Source organism: Pseudomonas sp. CFBP 5748 (genome assembly GCF_053850495.1).
The window spans coordinates 480,299-505,497 of sequence record NZ_JBSPTN010000003.1; the positions used below are offsets into that span (position 1 = coordinate 480,299).

Annotated in this window: 19 protein-coding genes; all 19 read right to left on the bottom strand. The window is 62.7% G+C overall.

Features of this window, described 5'->3' with window-relative positions; genetic code table 11:
• Nucleotides 1-426, bottom strand: a complete 426-nt coding sequence (locus ACWNZ1_RS09645; protein ID WP_092348164.1) for an ExbD/TolR family protein — start codon at nt 424-426, stop codon at nt 1-3.
• 10 nt (nt 427-436) lie between these two features.
• The gene (locus ACWNZ1_RS09650; protein WP_256453193.1) at nt 437-2,236 is read right to left on the bottom strand and encodes a DUF2341 domain-containing protein; all 1,800 of its coding nucleotides are present in this window, start codon (nt 2,234-2,236) and stop codon (nt 437-439) included.
• Between the two features lie 17 nt (nt 2,237-2,253).
• Nucleotides 2,254-3,816 carry a ShlB/FhaC/HecB family hemolysin secretion/activation protein gene (locus tag ACWNZ1_RS09655; protein WP_425343040.1) on the bottom strand — a complete coding sequence of 521 codons (1,563 nt, stop codon included), beginning with the start codon at nt 3,814-3,816 and terminating at the stop codon, nt 2,254-2,256.
• Between the two features lie 68 nt (nt 3,817-3,884).
• Nucleotides 3,885-4,487: a transposase gene (locus tag ACWNZ1_RS09660; protein ID WP_135845674.1), complete on the bottom strand. Its 603-nt coding sequence runs from the start codon at nt 4,485-4,487 to the stop codon at nt 3,885-3,887.
• Nucleotides 4,488-4,972: 485 nt separating this feature from the next.
• The gene (locus ACWNZ1_RS09665) at nt 4,973-5,770 is read right to left on the bottom strand and encodes a transglutaminase family protein (protein ID WP_135845676.1); all 798 of its coding nucleotides are present in this window, start codon (nt 5,768-5,770) and stop codon (nt 4,973-4,975) included.
• Entirely contained in the window at nt 5,767-6,717 is a 951-nt protein-coding gene (locus ACWNZ1_RS09670) for an alpha-E domain-containing protein (protein WP_003201699.1), read from the bottom strand. The genes ACWNZ1_RS09665 and ACWNZ1_RS09670 overlap by 4 nt, the downstream gene beginning before the upstream one ends.
• A 3-nt stretch (nt 6,718-6,720) precedes the next feature.
• Nucleotides 6,721-8,130 carry a circularly permuted type 2 ATP-grasp protein gene (locus ACWNZ1_RS09675; RefSeq protein WP_135845677.1) on the bottom strand — a complete coding sequence of 470 codons (1,410 nt, stop codon included), beginning with the start codon at nt 8,128-8,130 and terminating at the stop codon, nt 6,721-6,723.
• Between the two features lie 488 nt (nt 8,131-8,618).
• Nucleotides 8,619-9,701 (bottom strand): glucuronyl hydrolase, encoded by a 1,083-nt coding sequence (locus ACWNZ1_RS09680; RefSeq protein WP_456027601.1) that lies wholly within the window; start codon nt 9,699-9,701, stop codon nt 8,619-8,621.
• Complete coding sequence (locus ACWNZ1_RS09685) at nt 9,698-10,903, bottom strand: MFS transporter (RefSeq protein WP_135845679.1); 1,206 nt, start codon at nt 10,901-10,903, stop codon at nt 9,698-9,700. The genes ACWNZ1_RS09680 and ACWNZ1_RS09685 overlap by 4 nt, the downstream gene beginning before the upstream one ends.
• Nucleotides 10,900-12,108 (bottom strand): acyl-CoA dehydrogenase family protein, encoded by a 1,209-nt coding sequence (locus ACWNZ1_RS09690; RefSeq protein ID WP_406550141.1) that lies wholly within the window; start codon nt 12,106-12,108, stop codon nt 10,900-10,902. The genes ACWNZ1_RS09685 and ACWNZ1_RS09690 overlap by 4 nt, the downstream gene beginning before the upstream one ends.
• Before the next feature lie 5 nt (nt 12,109-12,113).
• Nucleotides 12,114-13,763, bottom strand: coding sequence for a class I adenylate-forming enzyme family protein (locus ACWNZ1_RS09695; RefSeq protein ID WP_135845681.1), 1,650 nt, complete (start codon nt 13,761-13,763; stop codon nt 12,114-12,116).
• Entirely contained in the window at nt 13,760-15,613 is a 1,854-nt protein-coding gene (locus ACWNZ1_RS09700; protein WP_456027602.1) for a CoA transferase, read from the bottom strand. The genes ACWNZ1_RS09695 and ACWNZ1_RS09700 overlap by 4 nt, the downstream gene beginning before the upstream one ends.
• Nucleotides 15,614-15,697: 84 nt before the next feature.
• Nucleotides 15,698-15,970, bottom strand: coding sequence for a MoaD/ThiS family protein (locus ACWNZ1_RS09705; protein ID WP_135845683.1), 273 nt, complete (start codon nt 15,968-15,970; stop codon nt 15,698-15,700).
• Between the two features lie 71 nt (nt 15,971-16,041).
• Nucleotides 16,042-16,449, bottom strand: a complete 408-nt coding sequence (locus ACWNZ1_RS09710) for a Mov34/MPN/PAD-1 family protein (protein WP_135845684.1) — start codon at nt 16,447-16,449, stop codon at nt 16,042-16,044.
• Nucleotides 16,450-16,470: 21 nt separating this feature from the next.
• The gene (gene moeB, locus ACWNZ1_RS09715) at nt 16,471-17,643 is read right to left on the bottom strand and encodes a molybdopterin-synthase adenylyltransferase MoeB (protein ID WP_135845685.1); all 1,173 of its coding nucleotides are present in this window, start codon (nt 17,641-17,643) and stop codon (nt 16,471-16,473) included.
• Between the two features lie 245 nt (nt 17,644-17,888).
• Nucleotides 17,889-20,411 (bottom strand): aminotransferase class III-fold pyridoxal phosphate-dependent enzyme, encoded by a 2,523-nt coding sequence (locus ACWNZ1_RS09720; RefSeq protein WP_256453198.1) that lies wholly within the window; start codon nt 20,409-20,411, stop codon nt 17,889-17,891.
• A gap of 23 nt (nt 20,412-20,434) precedes the next feature.
• Nucleotides 20,435-22,702 (bottom strand): decarboxylase, encoded by a 2,268-nt coding sequence (locus ACWNZ1_RS09725; RefSeq protein WP_256453199.1) that lies wholly within the window; start codon nt 22,700-22,702, stop codon nt 20,435-20,437.
• A gap of 167 nt (nt 22,703-22,869) precedes the next feature.
• Complete coding sequence (locus ACWNZ1_RS09730; protein ID WP_135845688.1) at nt 22,870-24,153, bottom strand: MFS transporter; 1,284 nt, start codon at nt 24,151-24,153, stop codon at nt 22,870-22,872.
• Complete coding sequence (locus ACWNZ1_RS09735; protein WP_135848010.1) at nt 24,150-25,190, bottom strand: methyltransferase; 1,041 nt, start codon at nt 25,188-25,190, stop codon at nt 24,150-24,152. Before ACWNZ1_RS09735 ends, ACWNZ1_RS09730 begins: the two co-directional genes overlap by 4 nt.
• Between the last annotated feature and the right edge of the window lie 9 nt (nt 25,191-25,199).

Here is a 25,199-nt window from a genome sequence, read left to right on the forward strand (position 1 = left end):
TCAGCCCTGGCTCGGTTTGCCGGTCACGAGACCGACCTGGGACAGTTCCAGACGCCGCAACAGATCCAGCACTTCGATGACTTTCTGGTACTGCACCGTGGCGTCGCCGCGCACGATGATCGGGAAGTCCGGGTTCTGGGCCTTCTCGATGCGCAGGCGCTCTTCCAGCTCGGCCAGGGTCACCGGGTAGGCATCGAGGAACACCTGCCCGCCGTCATTCACCGAAATCGCCTTGGTCTTGGCCTCGGACAACGACACCGAGGCGCTGGCCTTGGGCAGATTGATCTGGATACCCGACACCTGGGCCGTGGCGGTGAGGATGAACATCACCAACACCACCATGAGCACGTCCACCAGCGGCGTGATGTTGATGCTGTCGACCGCCGCGTCATCGTCGTCATCGTGTGAAGCGTTTACGCTAGCCATGACAATTTCCTCAGGCCGGTACGGACGATGGGGCGTGATGATTGCGGCGCTGCGCCGCTTCACCGGACTGGCCTTCACCGTGCATCTCGGCCAGGCGCGTGATGAACTCGTCGACGAACACCCGCATGTCGGCGCTGACTTCCTTGTTGCGGGTGATCAGGCGGTTGTAGCCAAACAGCGCGGGAATCGCGACGAACAGGCCCATGGCGGTGGCGAGCAATGCCGCGGCCATGCCCGGGGCGATGGCGTTGATGTTCACGTCACCGGCCATCGCCGTGCCGAGGAACACCACCATGATCCCCAGCACCGTGCCGAGCAGGCCAATGTACGGGCCGCCGGCGATGGCATTGGACAGGGTCGAGAGCTTCGAACTGAGCTGCTGGTTTTCTCGGGTGCGCACACCGTCCATGGAGCAGCGGATCGCTTCGATGGTGGCCGCTGACACCGACGAAGTGTCGGCGCCCTGCTCGCGGCGGGTGCGGATTTCCTTGACGGCCACCAGGTACAAGCGCCACAAGGACGAGTGTTGCAGGCGCTGGGCGAGGTCCTGGTCGTCGGCGAACATTTCCAGGCGTGTACCGATCCTGGCGAACTGCTCGCGGAAGGCTTCGTTGGCCACGCTGAGGCGACTGACCATGCGGTTCTTGCGGATCATGATGATCCACGACTGGAACATCATCAGCACCAGCACCCCGATGATCACCCAGGCGTCCATCGGCACGGCGTTGAGCAGGAAACCCAGGCTGCCGAAACCGAAGCCGGATTGCTCTTCATCGACCCCATAGGCCACCAGTTTCGATTCCGCGCCCTGGGCATTGGCGTCGGCCAACAGCAGTGGCGCCGGGCGGGCAACCTTGGACAGGCGCGCTTCATCCATGGCCCCGCTGAAGGGCGCGAAGGCCCCGGCGGAAACCTCAGCGCCCAAGGCAATCGGCGCATTGAACGCTGGCATCGCCACCGCCAGACTCGCGGTTTCACGTCCATTGACATACAACACGACCCGGTCGCCCGAGGCAGTCAACGCCAGGTGCTGCCATTGGCCGGGATTCAGCGGCTGGGTCGAGACCGCGCGCTGGTCGTTGATCGCTACGAACGGCACACCCTGGTTTACGCCAATCAACAGGCTGGTGGCGGCTTCGCGACGGGCCAGGACGATTTGCTCGCCGCTGGCCTGGTCCTGACGCAGCCAAGTGCTGAAGGTGAACGCCGCGCCAGCACTGTGTTGCAACGAAGGGCTGGCCGGCAACAACAGCGGCTGGCCGTTGAACTGCAAGGCACGCCCGATCACGCCGTCGATGCTGGTGCCAGCCGCACCCTGGGCATTGTTACCGTAGGCGGTGGTGTCCTTGGGCGGTACGCCAGTGGCGCCGTCGAAGTGATACAGCGCGGTGTAGTCCGGGTCGAAGGTCAACTGGCCGCTGCCGGTGGCCGGCGCTTTCTGGTTGCCGTAATACATCCACAGGTCCTGACGCTGACCGCCCTCCACGCTTGGCACATCGACCCAGATCAGCGCCATGCCCATCAGCGGGTCGAAGCTTTCGACCTGGTGATTGAACACGGTCTTGTCATCGGCACTGACAAAGCGCAGATCCGAGCCGTCGTCCTTGACGCCGTCGAAGGTGAAGTTGCCGGTGTGCAGACGCACCAGCAGCGCGGTGCGCCCCAGAGCCTGGGCGATGGCAGCCCCCTGGGGCGTGGTGTCCACCGAAATCTGTTTGCGATAATGCCAATCGTCCTGCCACCAGGCATTGGCGGTGGCCGGAAGCGCCAGCCCCAGGCAAATAAACAGGGATAACAATAAGCGTTGCATGGACATGACTCCTGGGTTCAAAACGTCGCTTGCAGGTTGAAGTGCAGGCGCGATTCCTGTTTCAAGGTGTTCGGCCCGTCGAGCAGCGGGTAGCCCCAATCGAGGCTGCCGGACAGCCATTTGCTCAGGCTCGCGCGAGTGCCCAGGCCAACGCTGGCCAGGCTGTAGTCGGCTTCCTGGTCAGGCAGTTCGTCACGCAGGTACAACTGCGCGCCTTCGGCGAAGGCATAGAAACGCCATTCCTGGACGTAGCTGCCGAGGAACTTGGCGAGGGACGGTGTGCGCAGCTCCTGGGACAGCAGGTAGCCGTCGTCCCCGGTGCGCTCGGCGGCCAGATAACCGCGTACCGACGTGGCGCCACCGGCGGAAAACTGCTCGTTGGAGACCAGCGGCCCGGAGGCGAGCTGGAAGGCAGCCTTGGACGCAGTCTGCCAATCGTTGCCGAAGGTGAAGGTGTAGTTGCCGTCGCCCTTGAGCACCGCGAAGCTGGGGCTGGCGCGATAGCGTTTGTAGTCGAACTCTTCGTCGGAACTGCCGTAACCCAGCAGGCTGCGAGTGCCCGCCACCAGGCTCAGGCCGAGGCCCAACTGGCTGTTTTCGGTGTAGCGAAAGCCGTTGTAAGCGAACGTGAATGGCGCGTACTTGAGCGGAGCCTTGTCACTGGCGCCGCCCAGGTTCAGCTCTTCCTCGAAGTCCTTGAAATCGACTCCGACGGAAAAGGTGTTGGCCCAGGCGCCGCTGGACGGCAGGGTGTAGATCGCCGAGACACCATAGGAATGACCTTTGCCCAACACATTGCTACCGCCCACCGTTGCCACGTTGCTGTCGGACTGATAACCAGAGAACTGCACGCTCCAGCGTTCGCTCAACGGTGCGGTATAGGAACCCGACCAGACCTTGGCATTCTCGGTGTCCTGGGGCGCGGTGAAGAAGGTCAGCGAAATGCTGTGGCCCAGTTGCCAGAGGTTGTTGTAGCCCAGGCTGGCGACGGTGCGCAGCTTCTCGGTGTCGGCGCTGTAGTCGTTGTTCAACCCCAGGCTGGCTTGCCAGGGGTTCTGGTCTTCGACCTGCAAGTCAACGTCCATGGTGCCCGGTCGCTGGCCCTCGCGCACCAGCGGCATCACCTGCCGTCCCGGGGTTTTGTTCAATTGCGCCAACTCGCTCTGGACCTGGGCGAAGTCGGGCACTTCACCCTCCTTGAGCGCTGGAACATCCTCGCGAATTTCCACGGGCGAATAGTGCTTGGCCCCGACGACACGGACCCGGCCGACCTTGGTCTCGCTGACCTGCAAGTAGACGATACCGTCCTCGACCTTCTGCTCCGGCAGCTCGACGAACACCGATTGATAACCGCGTGCCTGATAAGCTTTTTGCAATGCTTCCCGGGCCCCTTCAATATCGCTCAAGGCCCTCTGTGGGCCGAGGAACGGGTATACCGCTTCTTCGATGGCCCGGGCGTCGAGCACGGTATTGCCGCGTACGAAATACTCGTTCACATCCACCAGGCGCGCCGGTGCCGCTTCGGCCTCCTGCCCTCCTTCTGCAGCGAATGCCGACGGCCCCCCGACCGCCAGCAACAGCCAGCCCCACAGCGCTGGCCGCGATTTGAAGAAATGCTCCACACCACCCCCTGAATTCAAAGTACGGCTCAATTGCTTGCGGTCGATGTCGTGATGTGCCGGGCCAGCCAGGTGTGCAACAGTGCGAAGTTCAAGGAGAACTCCGGCATTTGCAGCAAGGCGCCACAGAACACTTCACCGATGATTTTCTGGATGAGCCTCACCGCACGCGCATCGCCCAGCAGTGTGGCGAGGTCTTTGCTCAGGACGTTGAAGCTCCAGACCTTCTGATTCAGGTCCAGGCCGACGAACCAGCGGAACAGCAGGTTGTAGTTGAGTTGTTCATAGAGCTGCTGCTCGCTGGGCACCGAATAGAGCAGTTGCAGCAGGAGGATATGCATGGCGGTCTGTGGCGCGATCAGCATTTCGGCATGCGCGTTGAGGCCTTGCAGCACGTCACGATGCTCGTCCAGCAGGTCGTCGATCTGCGGACGCAGCAACACCAGTGAATGGCCCTGTGGGATATAGCTGGACACCTCCTTGAGCGCGCCCTGCCAGTCATCCTGGGAAACAATCCAAACCCACGGAGCGCCGTAGCGATACACCGAGACCGGCTGCTTGCGCGCCGCCTCGACGATCTTCGACAGCCGCTGGTCGAGCTCCTGCATGCCCACTTTTGAATAACGTTCCATAGTCCCCATTGCCTCACTCCCGGCTTCGCGCCCCGGTTCCAAAACGACCTTGCAGGTCCCCTTGAACACGTCACACAGGCATGACGGGAATGGCGATGTGCTACCGAACTTTTGTCACGAAAGCTTCATTTGGTGGGTACGCAGGGGTCAGGGGTGACGGCTGATTTTTGTGGGCGAGCGAGCCTGCTCGCGATGGCGGTGAGTCAGCTTGCGGCGATGTTGGCCGGGCGACCGCCATCGCGAGCAAGCTCGGCTCCCACAGGGGTTCTCGGGTGTTTTCAGATCTGATGCTCGCCACAGACCTTCTGTGGGAGCGGGCTTGCTCGCGAAAGCGGTGGGTCAGCTGACGGTGATGTCGGATGGGCTGCCGTCATCGCGAGCAAGCTCGCTCCCACAGGGGTTCTCGGGTGTTCATCGATTCGATGTTCACCACCAATACCCGTGGGAGCGAGCCTGCTCGCGATGAGGTCTTCAGGTTTACTGGGCTACTGGTGCTGCACCTGCACCATCGAGCTCACCTGCACCCTTGCCTGCATCTGCTCCGCCCCGCCGCCGCGACGCATGCCGCGTACCGGGCAGGCGTCGAGGTAGTCCAGGCCGACCGCCAGTTTCAGGTGGCGGTCTGGGCGAGTCAGGCGGTTGGTCACGTCGAAGCTGTACCAGCCGTCGTCCAGCCAGGCTTCCGCCCAGGCATGGCTCGCCAGATGGTTTTCATCTTCGGTGCACAGGTAACCGGACACATAGCGTGCCGGGATCCCCAGGCTGCGCGCGCAGGCCAGGAACGCATGAGTGTGGTCCTGACACACCCCGCTACCACCGGCAAACGCCTCGGCGGCGGTGCTGCTGACTGCCGTCGTGCCGGGGCTGTAGGGCATGCGGGCAGCCAGGCCATGCATCAAGTCGGTCAGCGCCGCACGATCACGCCGTGCCCCGCATTGCTCCACAGCGAAGGCGCTGAGCGCATCATCTGCCTGGGTCAGAGGGCTGGTGCGCAGGAATGGCAATGGCGACTGAGTGTCCGCCTCCATCTCCACCGTCTGGTCGATTTCCACCTGGCCATAAGCCGTCAGCACCAAGGCGCCGTGGGGCTCGTCCATGGTCATCACGTGCAGGATGTTGCCGTAAGGGTCGATCTGACTGCGCACCAGCCGCGGCAGTTCCAAGTGCCACTCAAGGATGCGCTGGCGCTCGGTGTTCTTGGGCGTCAAACGCAGAAACTGGATGCTGGTGCAGACTTCATCGGCATAGCTGTAGGTCGTGTCGTGGCGTATGGACAGTTTCATACGACCTCCAGATAAGACTCGTGAACGGTCTGGCCCAAATGGCGGATCTGGCCAATGAGGTCGGTCAACCACTGGTGCAGGCCCGAGGCGAGGATCTCGTCGATCCCGGAATAGCGCAGGCGCGCATTCAGCTCGGCGGCCAGGCGCTGCGCCGGCCGGCCGTTGTTGCCCGGCAGGCTGGCGAGGATATGGTCCAACTCCTCGATACAGGCATGCAGCGAGCGCGGAACGTCGGCGCGCAGCAGCAACATCTCCGAGACCTGCTCGGCATTGGGCGCGTTACGGTAGATCTCGTTGAACGCTTCAAACGAGGACAGCGCGCGCAACAAGGCGCTCCACTGGTAATAACCACGGGCAGAATTGTCGCTGACCTCCTCCGACTCCTCGCCGAACATTTCGTAGCGTGCGTCCAGCAGGCGCAGGGTGTTGTCCGCCCGCTCGATAAAGGTCCCAAGGCGAATGAAGCAGTAGGCATCGTTGCGCATGATGGTGCCCGAGGTCGCTCCACGGAACAGGTGCGAGCGCTCCTTGACCCATTCGCAGAAATGACTGATGCCATAGCGGCCCAGGCCGTTGCTGGCGATGTTGCGCATTTCCAGCCAGGTGGCGTTGATGTTCTCCCACATGTCGGCGGTGATCCGCCCGCGCACCGCATGGGCGTTGGTCCGTGCGGCCCGCAGGCAGCTATAGATACTGCCCGGGTTGGTTTCATCCAGCGCGAAGAAGTGCAGCATGCGTTCGGTGTTCAGCGCGTCATAACGCGCGTTGTAATCGTCCAGCGTACCAGCCGCCAGCAGCGACATCGCCAGCTCGGCATGGCCATCGCTGCGTCCGGCCTGGGGCATCAATGACAGCGAGTAACTGACTTCGAGCATACGCGCCAGGTTCTCGGCGCGTTCCAGGTAGCGGGACATCCAATAGAGGTCAGAAGCGGTTCTTGAAAGCATGTCTTAGTCCTCCACTACCCAAGTGTCTTTGGTGCCGCCGCCCTGGGACGAGTTCACCACCAGCGAGCCTTCGCGAAGCGCCACGCGGGTCAGCCCGCCAGGCACCAGGCGGGTTTCCTTGCCCGACAGCACGAACGGACGCAGGTCGATGTGACGCGGGGCGATGCCGCTCTCGACAAAGGTCGGGCATGTGGAGAGGCTCAAGGTTGGCTGGGCAATGTAGGCTTCGGGACGGGCCTTGAGGCGCGTACGGAAGTCTTCGATTTCCGCCGCCGTGGCCGCAGGGCCGACCAGCATGCCGTAGCCGCCGGAGCCTTGGGTTTCCTTGACCACCAGGTCGGGCAGGTTGGCCAGCACATGGGACAGGTCCTGGGGCTTGCGGCACTGCCAGGTGGGCACGTTCTTCAGGATCGGTTCTTCGGTCAGGTAGAAACGGATCATCTCGTCGACGTAAGGGTAAATCGACTTGTCATCGGCCACGCCCGTGCCGACCGCGTTCGCCAGTACCACATTGCCCGCACGGTAAACGGCGATCAGCCCTGGAACACCCAACATGGAGTCGGGGTTGAACGACAACGGGTCGAGGTAGGCATCGTCAAGACGGCGATAAATCACATCCACCTGCCGAGGGCCGGCGGTGGTGCGCATGTAGACGTGGTCGTCACGCACAAACAGATCGGCGCCTTCCACCAGTTCCACACCCATTTCACGGGCCAGGAACGCGTGTTCGAAATAGGCACTGTTGAAGCGGCCCGGGGTCAGCACCACGGCGGTGGGATTGTCCAGGGGGCTTGAGCTTTTCAGGGTATCGAGCAGCAGGTTCGGATAGTGGTCGATGGGGGCTACGCGTTGGGCGGCGAAGAGCTCAGGGAACAGGCGCATCATCATCTTGCGGTCTTCGAGCATGTAGCTCACGCCGCTGGGGGTGCGAAGGTTGTCTTCGAGCACGTAGTAACTGCCGTCACCGTCGCGAACCAGGTCGACACCGGCGATGTGGGCATAAATGCCCCGGTGCAGGTTCAGGCCCTGCATCGCGATCTGATAACCCTCGTTGGCGAGCACCTGCTCGGCTGGAATGATGCCTTCCTTGAGGATGTGCTGCCCGTGGTAGATGTCGGCCAGGAACATGTTCAGGGCCTGGACCCGCTGGATACAGCCCCGCTCGACCATCTGCCACTCGCTGGCCTTGATGCTGCGAGGAATGATGTCGAATGGAATCAACCGTTCGGTGCCCTGCTCGTCCCCATAGAGGGTGAACGTAATACCGGCCCGGTGGAACAGCAGGTCAGCTTCGCGACGGCGTTGTTCAAGCAGTTCAAGCGGCGTGTCCGCCAGCCAGCGTGAGAAGGCTTGGTAATGCGGGCGGCAGTCACCCTTTGCGTCATACATTTCATTAAAAAAAGCGTGGGGCATAGCCAACTCCGAGCCGCGTTCTACACGGCATTTCTTATCACTTCGTCATTCCAATGGTCCGGCCTTGCTTTGTTTTAATGAGCCCTGTTTCTCTGAGCACCTCGATAGCAACGGTCTCTGATCTGGCCTTTGCGTCTGGATGACGTGCGCCCCCTTGATTAAATCTGCGTGGCGAAATGACTCCTATACTGAATCCAACGATGCGCTGGTTTTCGCTATTGAGCCGTAGCAAAGGCTGTGCCCAAGCGCGATGCATCAAGACTGCGCTAGAAAAACCGGCGCAAAGTTACGGTAAAGCGAAATTTATTTTCGTTTTTGCGACAAAACAGCCTAAAAAAGCTGAAACGTTTATTTCAGCTTTTTTAGGCGAGCCCTGGAACGGGTCGAATAGGTGCAAAAAGGCAGGTAACAGGGATTGAGTGCCCTGAAAGGGGGAAATTTTTACTCACTGCTGGCTGCGAAGGCTGGGTTCCTTCTGGGAGAGCCGCCTAGATAACGTTTGGATCAAGCTCACCGGCCCAAGCCAGTAATGCCGCCAGCAGGAAAAAACTGCCACAGGCCGACTCCACTTTCTGCTCCTCAGCGGCCGATGTCCGGTAGCAATGGCCGACGAAACGTCCCTCGTGAAAATCGCCGCCGCGAATAATCGCCGCCAGTTGCGCACCGGCCTGATGGTGCAGTACCTCGCCGGCGGGTACCTGGGACGCCAGCCCTAGGAGGGCCAGCGACGCCATCGCCGCCGCACAGGGATCGTCCGGCCCCTGGGGTTCGGAAAGGCGATTGAACGGTGCGTCCACACCCCGACTGCGTTGCCAGTACTGGCAGGCCTGCACGGCATCCTGTTGGTAAGGCGCGCCATACAACCGGGCACCGACACTCAGGCCAAGCATCGCCCAGGCCTGGCCCCGGGACCAATTGCCCGGCCTGTCGTCGGCACGCCACTGGCCATTTTCATGGCAAGCCTGACTGCTCCAGGCCCCGTCGCCAGCGGCGCAACCACGAAAGGAAGCCTGCAGTTGTTGCCGTCCGAGGCTCAACAGCCGAGGGTCGGCCCGACGCGAGAACAATTGCAGTGTGGCAGCCAGCGGGTCGATGCTCAGGCGCTGATCACCCTGCTCGCCGCCGCCCATGTCCCGCCCCAGTGCAATGCAACCGAGCAACGGATCGAAGGCCCGCGCCAGTTCCAGCACCGCTTGCTCCGCGAGTTCATGGGCCATGGCGTCATCCAGCAAACAACTGCCCAGCCCTGCGCCGTAATGAAAGATCAGGCTGCGATGATGCGTGGCGCTGCCCAGTTTGTCCCGCAGCCGTTCGGTGATCCGGCGGGCCTGGCGACGGTCGTCCAGCAGTGCGCTGCGATGGGCGCGCAGCCACCACATTCCAGCCCAGAACCCGCCCAGCCAGGAGCCGCCAGCCGACACTTTCCAATGACTGTCAGCCCCCGTGCAATACAACGGAAAACCCTGCGCACAAGAGGCCTGGATCTGCTCCATGCGCCTGAGGATCGCCGCAATGGCGCGATAGGTCTCATCGAGCCGCAACGGTTCTTGCCACGCCTGGGCGAGGTTCATTTGACCGCCCTCAGCCCGGTGACGGCCGACGCCTTGTGGCGTTGCCGCAGACGAATCAACAGCAGGCTCGACGCGCCACCCACCACGAGTACGCCGATCAACAGCAACCACGCATCGGCGAACCCCCACGGTCCGCGCTGGAACAGGCCAAACAAAGGTGGCCCCACGGCAAACCCGCCGAAAAAACCCGCCGACAGCAGCCCGGCAGCCGACGCCGGGCTACCAAACCCTGGATCGCGCAGCACCATGCTCATCGCGATGGCATTGGTCGCCACGGCAGTCAGGCCCATGCCCAAGGCGCCCGCCCACAGCGGCCAATGACGCACGGGCAAGGCCAACGAGGTCAGCCACAACGCCACGCCTGACAACAGCAACAGCACCAACAGCAACCAGGACTCATCGACCATCCGCGCGCCCAACGGGGTGAGCACGACCCGGGCGGCGATGCCCATCACGCCGAAACCGGCGATCAATGCGCCGATCCATTGCGCGGTCATGCCTTGCTGGGCGGCAAAGACCCCAAGAAAGGTCACGAACGACGACAACACGATGCCTACACACAGTTGCACGCTCATCAGCAACGCCAGGCGTGTGTTGGGTCGACTCAAGGCAAATCCCAGGGGGTTGCCCGAATGTTCACGGGCGGCCACCCGCGGGCCCAACAGCGCCAGGAACAATGCTGGCAACAGCAGCGTGGCCAAGGCACCGCGCCAGCCCAGACTCAGGGCCAGGCTGGGCAACAACAGGCCAGCGAACAAGGCCGAGACCTGCACCCCGGACTGTTTCAAGCCGACCACCGCCGCCTTTTGCCGGGGCTCGACGCGCTCGGCGATCAACAGATTGGTCGCCGGATTGGCCAGCGCCTGGGCAATGCCGCAGGCCGCCAGGGCCAGTACGACGCCCATGAATCCGGGCAAGCTCGCCAGTAACCCATAAGCCGCCACCGTGCTCCAGAACAGCAATGCCAGGGCACGCCGGGTTCCCAGACGATTGACCAATGGCCCGGCCCACAACGACAGCACGGCGGCAAAACCGAACGCGCTGGTGATCAGCCATCCCAACCAATGGGTCGGCACACCGAGGTCTGCGACCATCAACGGCCCGAGGGTGCCGACTGCGTAGAAAATCAGCATCGGCAAGGCCATTGCCGCCGTCAGCACCAGCCGCAGCCAAACGCCCCGTGAAGGATTGTGCTCGCTCATCGACCTGCCCCCGCCATCACGGACGGCCAATCGAAGTCCAGGCCCGTTTCGTCGCAGCTGTCGAGCAACTGCCGGCCTACCGCGCTCACCAGCGCATCGTCGGTGCCGTCGAGGATATGGGTGGTGCGCGCCGTGCGATAAATCCCCGACAACGGTGACAGTTCGCTCAGGCCTTCGGCACCCATGATCTGGATCGCCGAGTCCGCAGCCTCGCTCAAGGCCTGGGAAGCGGCGACCTTGGCGATGTTCACCTCAATACTGTTGGCAACGCCGGCGTCGTATTTGTCGGCAGCGTCGTGAAGCAGTGCGCGGGCGCTGGCAATGCCCTGGTAAACCCGGAACACCCGCTGGCGCACCAGCTGTTTATCCGCCAGCCGCGCCTGCACGCCGCGGGCCGAATGGATACGTGCGCACATCAGGTCGAAGCAGCGTTGGGCCAGCCCCAGCCAATGCACCGAACGCAGGATGCGCCCCAGCGCCAGGCGCTCTTGCATCAATGCCAGGCCCTGCCCTACCTCGCCCAGCACATGACTGGCCGGGACTTGAACCTGATCGAATGAAAGCTCCCCCTGTCCGGAAAACCGCCCGAGAATCGACAAGGGTCGTTCCACGCGAAAGCCAGGCAAGTCGGTGGGAACCAACAACATCGATAACCCACTCTCCAATGGCCCTGGCGCGGTGCGGGCAATCACCGTGACCAATGCCGCCCGTTCGGCACGGCAGATGAACCACTTGCGCCCACTCAACCGCCAGTGGCCGTCAACCAGTTCGGCGTGGCTGCTCAGGGTCGCCGGGATCGAACCGATGCTGTCCGGCTCGGACATGCCATAGCTGGAGACCATCGTCCCCGCCGCCAACGGAGCAAGAAAGCGCTGGCGGATCTCCTCGCCGGCATGGCGGCTCAACATGTGCAGATCCAACGTGGCGTCGTCGCCGAAGATCGCCGGCCCGTACTCGGACCGGCCCTCCTGCTCGGCCACCAGCAGATAAGCACGCAGGCTGGCAATCCGACCGCCCAAGGCCTGGGGGTAGAAGCTGCCCCACAACCCGGCAGCCCGGGCCTGGGCACTCAGCTCGGCGATGCGCCGGGCGGCTTGTCGGGGTTCGGCCGCCAGCTCGGGCTCCACCGGAAGGATGCGCTCATCGACAAAACGCCGAACCTGGCGCGCCCGCTCATCAACGTCCTGAGCGCTGCCGACTCTCATCGCGCTCAACATGCGATGCCCGCCCCGCTCTCCAGGAACGCCACTTCGGCGGCCAGGGATTTCTTGTCGATCTTGCCCGCGGGTGTCAGCGGCAGCTGTTTATAGAAGCGCAGGTACTCGGGCAGTTTATTGACTTCCAATCCTTGCTCGCGCAGGTAGTCGGTCAATTCACTCAAGCTGAAGCGCGGCGCGCCCTCGCGCAGGGTCACGCAAATGCACACGCGCTGGCCCAGGTCCGGGTCCGGCACGGCCACACAGGCGACACTGACCACATCGGGATGACCGGTCGCCAGGGTTTCGATCTGCACCGGGCTGATGTTGGCGCCGCCACGGATAATGATGTCTTTCTTGCGTCCGGCCAGAATCAAATAGCCGTCTGCATCGATGTAGCCAAGGTCGCCGGTCTTGACCCAGCCTTCGGCGTCTCGATACTGCGCATCGAGTTCCGGAGCGTTGACGTATTGCATCGGGCTCAGGGGCCCCCGCGCGCGGATTTCACCGACGCTGCCCTGGGGCAGTTCCTGGTCCTGCTCATCGAAAATCTTGATGGCGCACACCGCCGGGTTCGGTCGGCCGACACTGTAGAACACCACCTCCAGCGCATCGTCCAGCGTGTTGTGGCAGTTCACCCCGTCCGCCGAACCGTACAGGCTGATGAAGCCACAGCCAAAGGCCTCGACACAACGGCGCACCGTGACTTCGTCGATCAGCGAGCCGCCGCAGATCAACCCCTGCAGGCTGGATTTGTCGACTTCGGCCAGACGTGCATCGGCTGCGATGCGCTGAAGCATCGTTGGCACTCCGAGGATGTGGGTCGGGCGCAGCCGTTCAATGGCCTCGATAGCCGCTGCTACATCGAACTGCGGCAGGACGGCAATCGACCCACCGAGCCACGACAGGCTGCCAAAGGTGGCGGTGGAACCGAACGATGAGCCCAGCGGCACCAGGTACAACCCGCGGAACGTGGCGCCCTCGGGATGGATGCGTTGCAGGAAGCGCCCGCGTCCGCCCACCAGGGCATTGTGCGAGTAAGCCACCAGTTTGGGTTCCGACTCGGTGCCGGAAGACACCAGCAGGCGCACCGGTGAATTGGGGCAAACCTGGGGCAGTTGCGCCGCTTCAAGGGGCTCGGTTTCGAGCAGGTCCTGCAGGCTCAACCAGCCATCGCGGGTACTGCCCTCGACGATCAACACCCGGAGTGACAACAAGGTCGGGCGCAGTGCCTCGACGACCTGGCATAGATCGATGCCGGCATACTCGGCCGGAACGATCACGGCCCGGGCATCGCAGCGCCGCACCAGTGCCTGGATGTCCAGGCTGCCGCGTCCTGGCGGAAACGGCGCAACCACGGCGCCCAGCGCCGCGGCAGCCAGGTCGATGGCGCAGCAACGCCAACTGTTGGTGAGCTGATAGGCCACCACATCGCCGGGCATGATCCCGGCGGCGCGCAGTCCGGCGGCCATGCGCAAGGCATAGTCATGCAACTGGCCATAACTGAGGGTGCCCTCGGGTGAGAGCACGGCGGTTTTTTCCGGCTCACGCTGGGCGTGCTCGCGGAACAGTTGGTAAACCGAACGGTTGGGGTAGGTTCCGTCACGTTCCCAGACACTGCGAACCTCAACGGGAACCAGATCAATGATGCCTGCGTTATTCATCGAAAACTCCAGTGAGCGTTGACTGAGGTATAGGCATTGAGGCTTAAGCACGGCTTCAATCGGCGGTCTTGGGCCAGCTGCGACAGGTCGTCTACGACCACGCAGGCCGGTATGGCAGCGGCGTCCAGCTCCTGTTCCCAGGTCGCGGCCGCTTGCGAAGACAGGGCGCTGCCCAGCAATGCGTCCAACCTCTGCGGGCTGGTTTGCGGGTCCAGGGCGAGGATTCGGTTCAGTTGTTCAAGTTGCGCCGGGGTCTGGCAATCGATCGCCAGTAACCCGGACTGGGTCGGGTACACCCCCTTGAGCAGGCTGGCCTGGGGCTGATCCGCGTCCTGCAGTGATGGGGCACACAATAAATTGGCCGCCCCGAGCAAGGAGCTGTCGACGCGCACTGACTGGCCGCTGAGGGCACGATGGACCAGGGCGGCGGTCACCCCTTGGGCGGCGACCACACCGCCCAGCACATCGAGCACGGTGAACAGCGAGCCACCCGGGGAGCCCGAGGCCTGGCCGATCTGTTCGCCGACACCGGACCATGCCTGGACAACAAAGTCGGTGCCCGGCAAGGGTTCACCCGGGCGGTCATGGCCCCAGCCACCGGCATAGGCATACACCAGGCCCGGGTTGATCCGTGCCAGGTCGGCGCGGTCCAGCGCCAGCTCCGCCGCCTTGCCCGGTGCCCAGTTGTGCAGGAACACGTCAGCATGACGGACCCGCTCGTAGAGCTCTTCGCGACCGGCGGCTGACTTGATATCGAGTTCGCGTACCTGCTTGAGGCGATTGAGGGCATCGAAGCGCACCGACACGCCGTCGACGCACGGCGGCATGGCCCGCAACGGATCGCCACCGGGCAACTCGATGCGCAGCACCTCGGCACCCAGCATCGCCAGTAAATGACCGGCCAACGGCCCCTGGATCCGGCGACAGGATTCAATCACCGTCAGACCGCTCAAGGGCAACTCGCCCAGTGCCAGCGCGGGCAATGTCCGGCCATCGGCAGCGCTGCAGTCGAACGCCCAAGGGCCTTGTTTCAATTGCCCGGGCAAATCTTCGTCGGCACGCCGCTCGGCGAGGCTGCGCAGCGGGCACACAGCCATGCCGTTCAACGCGCACAAGGCACTGATGCGAGCCATGGACAGCCGCGCCAAGGCCTGGCGAAACACCGTTGGCATCGGCGCAACCGCCTTGGCGTAACGCAACAGGAACGCCTTCCAGCCCTGCCCGGCCTGTTCGGCGTCGATGCCCACCGCAGCCCAGAAACGTCGCCAAGGCTCGGCGTCGAGGGTTTCCAGTTCGAAATGCACACCGTCGGCGGAAACGAAAGGTGGACGATTCTTCGAACAGGTCGCGCCGGGGAGCAGCCGTTCGGCCTCATCAAAGGCCGTGGCACCGGCCAGGTATTGACCAACACCGAGCACCCCGGCGGCGCCCAGGGAACTGCTGACGTGACTGAAACGACCGCCACGCAACTGCCCCAGGGCGGCGGCCAGCGCGCCCTGGAGGGCCAGGCTGGCGCTCAAGGTCGAGACATAATCGAGCCCCAGCCCCTGGGCCTTGCCACTGGCCCGGCCATGCACCGACATCAATCCGCAGGCCGCCTGCACGGTGTGTTCGGTGACACCGTGGGCACGGCCATCGGGCCACCCGTGAATCACCCCTTCGATGGGCGAAAGATCCGGATGATGAAAGGCAAACCCCAGACCGCAAGCCAGCGGATCACCCTGGGAGTGGTGGTGCTCCAGGCCCAGCGCCGTCGCCTGGTAGCGCAGTGACGCGGCCAGCGCAGCAAAGCCGGCGGGCACCTGTTCAACACAGCCAGAGAGGCTGCAACCTTGTAGAAGACGCGACATAAGACATACACCAGCAGGTTTCCATACCGCCACGCGCGGGCCTCTGGTGAGGTGCCGCGCGCAGCCCCGGGTCAGCGTCCGGCCTCAACCACCAGCGACGGCGGGGAGGATGGTGAGGCTGTCGCCGGCCTTGAGCGTGGTGGCGAGATTGTCGGCAAAGCGGATGTCGTCATCGTTGACGTAGATGTTCACGAAACGATGCACCTGACCGTCGCCGATCAGTCGTTCCTTGACCCCCGGATACTGTTTTTCCATGTCTTCGATGACTTCAAGAACGGTCTGCCCCTGGACTTCGACGCGTTTTTGATCTTGGGTAAACGTACGCAACAAAGTTGGCACCGTGACAAAAATCGACATGCAAAACTCCCTGAGCCTTATACAGCTCTTTGATCATTGATTACTTAATTGAGCGACGCCGCTTATAAGTTTCAGCGAACCACGCAAATACGCTCTTCGGTCACTTTGTTATTGATGATTCGAAAACTTCGAATGCACTCATCAACCGTCTGCAGTGTTGAAACAATGACGTAATGCACCGATGAATCACCGGCAAAACGCACATCTTCGGCGCTCGGAAAGGCGATGCTGGCGGTATGGGAGTGATAGATCACCCGACACTCCTCGTCTCGCTCATCCAGCGCTCGCCAGACCGCCAGTTGTTGCCTGGGATCAAAACTGAAGAACGTTGGCGAACGGGCGGCGTTGTCCATCGGCACCAATCGTTCGGCGGTACGAACACCTGCCGGTGCGACGACAATGCCGCAGGTTTCCAATGGATGATCCCGCCGCGCCTGCTCCAGCATGGCTTCCAGTAGGCCGGCACGAATACTCAACATCCTCGGTCCTCATCTTCAGGTTCAGTAGGCCGGCAACGCAGGGTCGATATCCCGGACCCAGGCCAGCACGCCGCCCTCAAGGTTGCGTACGTTGCTGAAGCCTCGCGCCTGGAGTTCACGCAATACCGCCTTGGAGCGCACACCGGTTTTGCAGTGCAGGACCAGATTGGCCTGCTTGCCGAACCGAGCTTCGATCAGCTCTGCCGTCTTCGGGCCCTTGGGAAGGTGCTGGGCGCCGTGGATCCGCACGATGTCCCATTCAGCGCGGTCACGCACATCGATCAACAACACGTTCTGGCCGCTTTCACGCAACGCCTGCAATTGCCTGGCACTGATCGAGGGAATGTCCGAATCCTGCACACCCTGGGGCGCGCTCAGGCCGCAAAAGGCCTGATAGTCGCTCAGGGCCGTGATGGGCTGGCGGCCCGGGGAGCGGCGCAACGGCATCTGCCGGTAGGTCATATCCAGCGCGTCGTAGACCATCAGGCGCCCCAGCAGGCTATCGCCGATGCCAGTGATCAACTTGATCGCCTCAGTGGCCATGATTGCGCCGATGGATGCACACAGAATGCCCAGCACCCCACCCTCGGAACAGGATGGCGCCAGCTCGGGCGGAGGCGGTTCGGGGTATAGGTCGCGGTAGTTGAGGCCGACCCCGCCCGGGGCGTCTTCCCAGAACACCGAGGCCTGGCCTTCGAAGCGGAAGATCGAACCCCAGACATAGGGTTTGCCGGCCAACACACAGGCATCGTTGACCAGGTAACGAGTGGCGAAATTGTCAGTGCCATCGAGGATCAGGTCGTACTGGCTGAACAACTGCACGGCGCTTTGCGGCTCCAGCCGCTGTTCGTGACGTTCGACTTTCACATAGGGGTTCAGCGCGTGGATGGCCTCGGCGGCACTGTCAACTTTCAATTGGCCCACCGTGGCAACCCGGTGGATCACCTGGCGCTGCAGGTTGGACTCGTCCACCCGGTCGAAGTCGATGATGCCCAGGGTACCGATACCGGCCGCCGCCAGGTAAAGCAACGCCGGCGAACCCAGCCCCCCGGCACCGATCACCAATACTTTGCTGCTTTTTAAACGACACTGCCCTTCCAGGCCCACATCAGGAATCAACAAGTGTCGACTGTAACGGGTTATCTCTTCGTTACTTAGACTCGAAACAGCAGCGACAAGCGGAGGAAGTTTCATGTTTAATACCTGTTACTGAATGTAAGTAATTCTCATGCAGCGTCTTTGATTAATCAATTCAAAGGGCTTTGAATTTCATATGCACAAGGTCCGTTTTCGTATGCATTTAGAATGGCCATTACGCGATATGCGTTTATCGACAGCATGGATCGAGGAGAAACTTCGCAGTAACTCCCACGCCACAAAAACACCCGACAGATAGACAAAAGCCCTCTTTCGAGGGCTTTTGCAGGTCATTCGACCGGTCAGGCGAGAAAAGTCGACATGTCCTTGCACACGGCGCTGAAGGCGTCGACAAAATGCTGCGCTTCGACATCAGTAAGCACCAGCGGTGGCTGGATGCGCATGACCCGGTTGTTGTTGGCGGTGACGAAAGTCAGCACACCATGCTCTTGGGACAATTTGCTGACGAAACGCAAAACGAACATCTCCTCGAAGTTTTTCTCCACCTCACTGATGGCCTCCTCGATATGCCGCTTGGCCTTGCCCGAAAGCATGCGGTAGGTGCCTGCGGCGTTGCCCGGGATGCGGCTGGCGAATTCCCGCACGAAGGCCTCGACGCCGCCCTTGAAGCTGTATTCGAACTCGATGGCGATCATCAACCCGACGCCGCGTACTTCACGAATGAACGGGTACGGACTGACCGCCTCCTGCAGGGCCTGCTTGAGCTGCCCCCCCACCCGGGCGGCGTTGCCGGCCAAGTCTTCTGTGGCAATCACCTCAAGCGTCGCCAGGGCCGAAGCCGAGGCAAAGTTGCCGCCGCCGAAGGTCGAGGTGTGCAATGCAAAGGTGTCGATGCTGCCATAGGCACGATCCCACAACGCCGCGCTGGACAGCGTCGCGCCAATGGGTACCGCACCGCCAGACAACGATTTGGACAGCACCAGGATATCCGGCACCACCGCCTCCCACTCACAGGCGAACAACTTGCCGGTGCGGCCCAGGCCGGTCTGGATTTCATCGACAATCAATAGGCAATCGTAGGCGCTGCAAAGCGCGCGAACCTGCTTCAGGTAGCCCTGCGGCGGCACGATCACCCCACCCTCACCCTGGATCGGCTCGAGAATAAAGGCGCCGACATCCCCGTGGCGCAAGGCATCTTCCAGCGCCGCCAGATCGCCAAAAGGGATCGAATCGCAGCGCGCCAGCAAGGGTTTGAAGGGCTCGCGGTGCTTGTCCCGTCCAGTGACAGACAATGCCCCCAGGGTCTTGCCGTGATAGCCGTTGTCGCAATACAGGACTCGAGGTCGCTGCATGGCAGCCATCGCCAGCTTCAACGCCGCCTCGATCGCCTCGGTGCCCGAATTACTGAAAAACACTCGCTCCAGGTTCCCCGGCGCCAGCTCACTCAGGCGCTGGGCCAACAGGCTGGTCTGCAAGGGCACCGACACGTATTGGACGAACGTGGGGTATTGCTGTTGCAGATACGCCTGTAGCGCCTGGTTGATGTGCGGATGATTGTGTCCGGTATTGAGGCAACCATAGCCTGCGACGAAATCCAGGTAACGGCCGCCGTCCAGGTCCGTCAGCCAGCAACCACTGCCATGGGTGAACACCCGTTCGATGTGGTTGAACTGGTAGAACTCACGCAGCACCGGGTTGATGTGCTGACCGAAGCAACGCAAGGCTTCGGCACGCAGGGCTACCGGCTGATCGGCGGCTTGTTCGAGGACGGCGGGGACTTTCGTGGTCCGATGGAAGCGTCGCAGGGCCTGGAAATCCGCATCGGCCAGGCGCTCGCCATAAGACGCCATGGGCGACGGTGAGAAACCGTGCAGTTCGGCGATGCGGCCGATCTCCAGCACCCGCTCCTCGGGCAATTCGCGACCGATGGAAAACGCCTCGGCACGCCCCTCCAGCGCCAGCACCAGGGTTTCCGCCAGGCAGCCGTTGAGGAATTTTTTCGGCGCCAACCCCAGGGTTTCAGTGCCGAAACGCAAATCGGCGCTGGCCGACACCAGGCCACCGTCAAAGATCAGGATGTCCTGGCGGTCTTGATGAAACGGCAGCACATCCCGGGGCAGCGCGGCGTCCACCACCACCGACCCCGGCGCGAGTCGGTAGGGGTCGATCACCCCGCCGCTGGACGTCGCCGCTACGTAAAAACGCACGTGCTCGTAGCAACTGTCGATATCCGTCGTCAGTTGCACCTGGCCGTGAAATTGCGCTGGCAGCCAGGCCAGGCTTTCACGGCCCTGCTCCGCGCTGCCACGATGGACCAGGCGCAGGCGGCAACCGTCGCGGGCCAGTAGTTTGGCGATGACCAAAGCAATCGAACCGGGATAACCAACCACCGCCACTTCACTGTCAGCCGGCGCCACCTCCAGCCGGGCCATGGCCTCCAGCACGTTCTTGTAGGCGGCGTAGGCCGTCAACGAGTTCCCGGTGGTGACCGGTACACCGCTGCGGTCCAGGGTCTGCAACCCGCGGTTGCCGACAATCGCGGTAAAGCCACCCAGACCTACCAGTTGCGCGCCCTGCTCCTGCAGGCTGTGTACGCCTTCGAGTACCCGTGCGGCAATGGTTCGCGGCTGGCTGAGCATTTGCTCGGCGGTCAGCGGCAGGTAATGCAAGATGCCCTCGCACACCGCGCCGCTGGCGCTGACGATGCGCCCGAAGTCCGCGAACGGCACCAGGTTGCGCGACTTCCAGAGCTGAGCCTGATACCCGCGGTCCTGTTCAGCGAGCGTGCGGTCCAACAGGTCGATGATCTTCACCTGACGTTGCAGGGCAATGGAGGTCGGGTGGGCGATGAAGCCGAATTTCATAGGGGTGCGTCCTTGGCGAGGGTTCATTGACGGTTCCAGGCGGTTTCGGAGACCAGGCTCAAGCCGTCGCCCTCCGAGTTATGGGCCAGCAATACGTCGAAAATATTCAGTTGTCCGGGTTGTGTCAGGGCTTGGCGCAAGGCGGCTTCGTCGAAGTTGACCAGGCGTTCGCGGTGCACACTGATGGCCCCGATCCGTTCCAGTGGCGCGGCCATTGCCGCGGCGCTGGTCACGGCGACTTGCTGGGCACCGTTGTGGGCATAGCGTTTATCGAGGTACGTCTGGATCAACGACAACATGCCGTTGGTGAGGTAGAAAAGACTGACGTTGCGCTGGTTCGCGCACGGGTCCTGGGCCAATCCTTGCGCCAGGCGTGCCTCGATATCCGGCACCAGCGCCCGGGCACCATCGCCGATAAAGGCCAGGACATTGCCCTCGGCGGTCATGGCGATATAGGGCAAGGCCATCAGCGCATCGCCCATCAACGCCCGACCATACCATCCGGAAAAACCCGGGTCGGTACGTGGCACGTTACGCACCGCCGAAATACCGCAGCGGCCGACATCGTAGACACCGATATAGCGATAACCCTGGTGCTCGATCAGCTCGCGCACCAGGTGGCCGAGTCGATGGAAAAAGTAGTTGGCGGTCATGGGCAGGGTCTCGATGTGATCCGCCGCCACGGTTTCGCTGCGCTGCGCCATCTCCCGCAGCTTGTCACGCCGCAACGCGAGCACCTGGGGCTCGACCTGCAATCCACGCTCGATATGGTCCAGGAACACATCCAGCGGCACGTCCAGCGCCAGGTCCGTGAACGGTGAAAGGTGCCGTGGTTCATGATTGACCTGGACCACCCGCAGCTGACGCTTGAGCTTGCCTTCGGAAAATGGCGTGGAGGCTTGGTCGACCTTGCCCTTGAGAAAGAACACGCAGTGGTCCTGGGCCCCGTTCAACTCATGCTCGCAATGCATGAACTGGTACACCCGCCGGCTGAACCCATAGAGAGACAGTGGCCCAAGGTATTCGGGCACCGCCCGCCCCTCGTAATAGGGACCGACACTGCCGGGTTGGGTAATGCTGTCAGCCAGGCCGATGGCACCACGCTCGGCCAGGGCATGGACCCGGCGGCGCTGCTCGGCGCTGAGCTTGCCGCACTGCCATAACAGGTGCACCGACTCGTGATTGATCAGATGCAGGGCCTGGTCCAGCGCAGCGGCCTGTCGTGCGTCGGGGCGCCAGGTCGGCACCGGCATGACCTCGGGCAGGCGTACGTCCAGCGGCACCAGTGGCCGGGATTCAAGTACCCCCTGGGTGGCCAGGATAAACACCGGCTCGGGCCGTTCGGCGAGCATGGCGAACGCCTCTTCCAGGCGCGGGCCGATTTCCTCGACCTTGCGGATGAAGACCTGGCGCAAACCCCGGGCTTCGATGACCCGACAGCCATCATTGTCCAGGTCGTGGGTACCCTGGAAGGCAAACCAGACGTTCTCCGGGCTGTCGGCACAGACGATCAACCCCGGGGCACCGAGGCGCTTGAGATTGGCCAGGGTGCCACGAAACTCATCGATCATGCCCGAGGTCACGGCAATCACGTAGGCCCGGCCGAACAGTTGCCAGCCAGCCATGGCGCTGACCGCCAGGCTGTGTTCGTTGCAGCCGCTCAGGCAACGCACGCCGGTGCCGGCGACGTTCTGCTGCATCGACTGGATCAGCCCCGCCACCATCGATCCGGTGTAGGCATGAAAGTCCCAGCGTTGTTGCCAGCGGTTGCACATGAACCGGGTGATTTCCGTCGCCAGGCTCACCGACAGCAGCGGACCGCTGATGGAGCGCGCCAGCAAACGGTTGAAGTGCGCGTGCTCCAGGTGATCGAGGATGATTCGCAGCAGGTCCGCCCGACGCGCGGCCCGGTCCTGTCCCGTGACCCGCAGATGACGGTTGCCGCCGATCCGGTTCATCCAGCCCGGCAGCGCCGGCAAGGCGCAATACAGCAGCGCCGAATGGGGTGACAGGCGTGAGCCGGGCGCGGCAGCGATCAGTTCATCGAAGGGGTCCTGATCCCCCGCCTCGGTTTGCTGGCAAAGATCGAGAATGAATAGCTCGTTGGACAACGGCGGGGTCTGTCGTCGTAAGCTTTGCCGGGCGGCCTGGGCTGAATCAAAGGTCAGCACCCACAAGTCGGGCACGGCCGCAGCTACGCACGGGTTGCCCTGTAAATAGCGCTGGGCCTGGACCATCAGGGTCTCCAGGACCGCTTCGCCGTGGGGCCTGGGGCCCAAGGCGCGATGCATTGGCTCATTGCCTCTGATCGAGATCGGCCAATCGGGATTATTTGCCGGAGGCTGCAAGCAGGCCTGCAAATAATCAACGACAAATGCCACATCCTCGATCAGAGGCTGCGTCTGGGTAATCAAACAGATACCTAAGGTTGCCTTCATGGACTCCATTCCTATTGAGTCTAACTAACTTGTGGGGCGGGTTTACTTTTAGCTCGGTCAGCTCGGTCGTCGGGGATACAGGCATCCACCGTGGCCTGGGCAATCGAACGTCGCGCAGCCATCGCCAGCGCACACACGCCGAGCGTTGCCAGGCACAAGCCGACAAGCATTCCCGCCGGGCCACTGCGATCGAGCAGCGCTCCGGCGCCGATCGGTACCAACAGGCGCGTGAGCACAAACAGGCTGGCCTGGAGGCCGTAGTCGTCGGCCTGGTGCTGCTGGCGGGAGAAAAACATCATCAGGCCAAACATCAGGCTCGATACCGCGCCCATGGCCGTGGCCAATAGATAAGCCGCCACCACCAGCCACAAGGTCGAGGCCTGGAGCCATACCGCGCCAGTCAAGGCCAGCAGCGCCACCAAGGCCCCGACCATGAACCACGGCGTCACCCAGGCCGGGCCCAGGCGTTGCACCAGCCTGGCGCCCAGAATGCTCGCCAGGACACCGACTACTCCGCCGCCGACGCCGGCAACCCAGGCCACCTGCTGCGCAGGCATCCCCTGGTCCAGCAACAGCGGCTTGAGGTAAAGCCACGCGGCGCCGAGAAAGGGGAAACCACTGAGCAGCAGCCAGATCCACAGACGTGCGCCGGGCTGCCGGAAAAAACCCGACCAATCCACCAGTGCCGGCCGGGTTGCCTGGCACTCGACAGCCAGGACATCCGCCTCGTGCAGTCGCCCGAGAAACGGCAGCGCCAGCAACAGCCCGGCGGCCATCAACAGAAACGGCGCCTGCCAGCCCCAGCGCTGCTGCACCAACAGCATCACCCCGGCGCCCACAATGGCGGCGAGGAACAGCGCCGCCGAACGAATACCCCCTGCCCGCAATCGCTGCGTTTGTGGCAATAACTTGATGGCCAGGGCATTGACCGGAATGTCGGCCCAGGTCGCCAGCACCCCAGCGGCAAAAGCCAGGCCGAAAAGGACCAGGCGATTGGTGGTCATCGCCTGCTGACTGGCCAACACCAGCAGCAGCGCCAGCAGCAGGCACAGCCCCAGCGCCCAAAGGCGATAGTGCCCCTGGGGCGCGCGATACCGCTGCACGGGCAAGGCCAACAGGAATTTGAACACCGCTGGCAGCCCCGTCAGTTGGAACAATCCGATGTCGGTGCCGGACCAGCCGTGTTCGCGCATGACCAACGGAAGCCCCAGCAGCAGGTAGATGCTGGGTACTGCAAGGACGAAATGGAGCCAGCCGAACAGCAACTGAAGGCGCCACATACGGGCGCTTTCCTGACCTTTCATGGATGACTCCTACGCGCCACTTGTACCGCGACCGGCGCGACGGCAAAGGCCACTTCTGGGTAATGGTCGATATCGACGAAACCGGCCTGGGTCAATGCATCGGCCAGGCCGCCGGCGTGGGTGACCTGGCGACCGAGCATCTGCATCGACAGGTAGTAAGGCATGACCCGCCGGGCCAGCTCCGGGTCCAGGGGGACTTCGGCATGAGCACTGACCAGCACGCCGCCAGGACGCAACGCGGCGTGGATTTTCTTGAGGCTGGCGGCCAGGTCCGGGACAAAGTGCAGCACCGAGGAACACCAGATCAGGTCATAACCCTCACCGATGTCGTCGTTTGCCAGGTCTCCGCCACGGACCCCGAGGCGCTGCTGGAGGCCGGCCTTATGGATATTTTCCGCCGCCACGCTGACGGTCTGGGGGAAATCAAACACTTCACCACTCAACATCGGGTTATCCCGGGCCAAAGCAATCGCAACCAGCCCTGGGCCGCCCCCCAGGTCGAGGAATCGACGGGCGTGGACGAACTCGGGAATCCCTGCCATCAGGCGCAACGCCACCTCTACGGTAACCGCCCGTTGCTCCTGGGCCAGTTGCAAACGCGCAGCGGCCGTCCAGTTCTCGATGGTGGTCGCCACGTTCGGCGCCTGTCCGCTGGGCTGACCCGCCCGTACCTGGTCGCCCAACTGCCCTCCGAAATGCCGAAGCCCGCGCAGACGGAACGTCCACGCATCACCGCAGTAATCCGGTGCCTCGGCGCGCAAGTAGTCGTGGGCCACAGCGGCGTTGTGGTAACGCGGCGGTTGCTGTTGGTCACGGACCAGCAAGGCCATGCTCCATAGCGCTTCCAGCCAGTAACCGGTGTTGACGGGGTCGAGTTGCAACTGCCGGGCAATGGTCTGTGCCGTGACAGGCACTTGCAGCAAGTTGAACAGCTTCCATTCCAGCGCGATGCGCAAGGCGTCGGCGCGCACGCCGGCCAGGGTCAGATCCCAGTAGGGTTGCAGGGGATGTGGTGTTGCCAGGTCGCTTCCATTCATCATTCGCAG

What these genes read in the sequence shown, in the direction of transcription:
- ACWNZ1_RS09645 (WP_092348164.1), bottom strand. Translation starts at nt 426, where the DNA reads ATGGCTAGCGTAAACGCTTCACACGATGACGACGATGACGCGGCGGTC.
- ACWNZ1_RS09650 (WP_256453193.1), bottom strand. Translation starts at nt 2,236, where the DNA reads ATGCAACGCTTATTGTTATCCCTGTTTATTTGCCTGGGGCTGGCGCTT.
- ACWNZ1_RS09660 (WP_135845674.1), bottom strand. Translation starts at nt 4,487, where the DNA reads ATGGAACGTTATTCAAAAGTGGGCATGCAGGAGCTCGACCAGCGGCTG.
- ACWNZ1_RS09665 (WP_135845676.1), bottom strand. Translation starts at nt 5,770, where the DNA reads ATGAAACTGTCCATACGCCACGACACGACCTACAGCTATGCCGATGAA.
- ACWNZ1_RS09670 (WP_003201699.1), bottom strand. Translation starts at nt 6,717, where the DNA reads ATGCTTTCAAGAACCGCTTCTGACCTCTATTGGATGTCCCGCTACCTG.
- ACWNZ1_RS09675 (WP_135845677.1), bottom strand. Translation starts at nt 8,130, where the DNA reads ATGCCCCACGCTTTTTTTAATGAAATGTATGACGCAAAGGGTGACTGC.
- ACWNZ1_RS09680 (WP_456027601.1), bottom strand. Translation starts at nt 9,701, where the DNA reads ATGAACCTCGCCCAGGCGTGGCAAGAACCGTTGCGGCTCGATGAGACC.
- ACWNZ1_RS09685 (WP_135845679.1), bottom strand. Translation starts at nt 10,903, where the DNA reads ATGAGCGAGCACAATCCTTCACGGGGCGTTTGGCTGCGGCTGGTGCTG.
- ACWNZ1_RS09690 (WP_406550141.1), bottom strand. Translation starts at nt 12,108, where the DNA reads ATGAGAGTCGGCAGCGCTCAGGACGTTGATGAGCGGGCGCGCCAGGTT.
- ACWNZ1_RS09695 (WP_135845681.1), bottom strand. Translation starts at nt 13,763, where the DNA reads ATGAATAACGCAGGCATCATTGATCTGGTTCCCGTTGAGGTTCGCAGT.
- ACWNZ1_RS09700 (WP_456027602.1), bottom strand. Translation starts at nt 15,613, where the DNA reads ATGTCGCGTCTTCTACAAGGTTGCAGCCTCTCTGGCTGTGTTGAACAG.
- ACWNZ1_RS09705 (WP_135845683.1), bottom strand. Translation starts at nt 15,970, where the DNA reads ATGTCGATTTTTGTCACGGTGCCAACTTTGTTGCGTACGTTTACCCAA.
- ACWNZ1_RS09710 (WP_135845684.1), bottom strand. Translation starts at nt 16,449, where the DNA reads ATGTTGAGTATTCGTGCCGGCCTACTGGAAGCCATGCTGGAGCAGGCG.
- moeB (WP_135845685.1), bottom strand. Translation starts at nt 17,643, where the DNA reads ATGAAACTTCCTCCGCTTGTCGCTGCTGTTTCGAGTCTAAGTAACGAA.
- ACWNZ1_RS09720 (WP_256453198.1), bottom strand. Translation starts at nt 20,411, where the DNA reads ATGAAATTCGGCTTCATCGCCCACCCGACCTCCATTGCCCTGCAACGT.
- ACWNZ1_RS09725 (WP_256453199.1), bottom strand. Translation starts at nt 22,702, where the DNA reads ATGCATCGCGCCTTGGGCCCCAGGCCCCACGGCGAAGCGGTCCTGGAG.
- ACWNZ1_RS09730 (WP_135845688.1), bottom strand. Translation starts at nt 24,153, where the DNA reads ATGAAAGGTCAGGAAAGCGCCCGTATGTGGCGCCTTCAGTTGCTGTTC.
- ACWNZ1_RS09735 (WP_135848010.1), bottom strand. Translation starts at nt 25,190, where the DNA reads ATGAATGGAAGCGACCTGGCAACACCACATCCCCTGCAACCCTACTGG.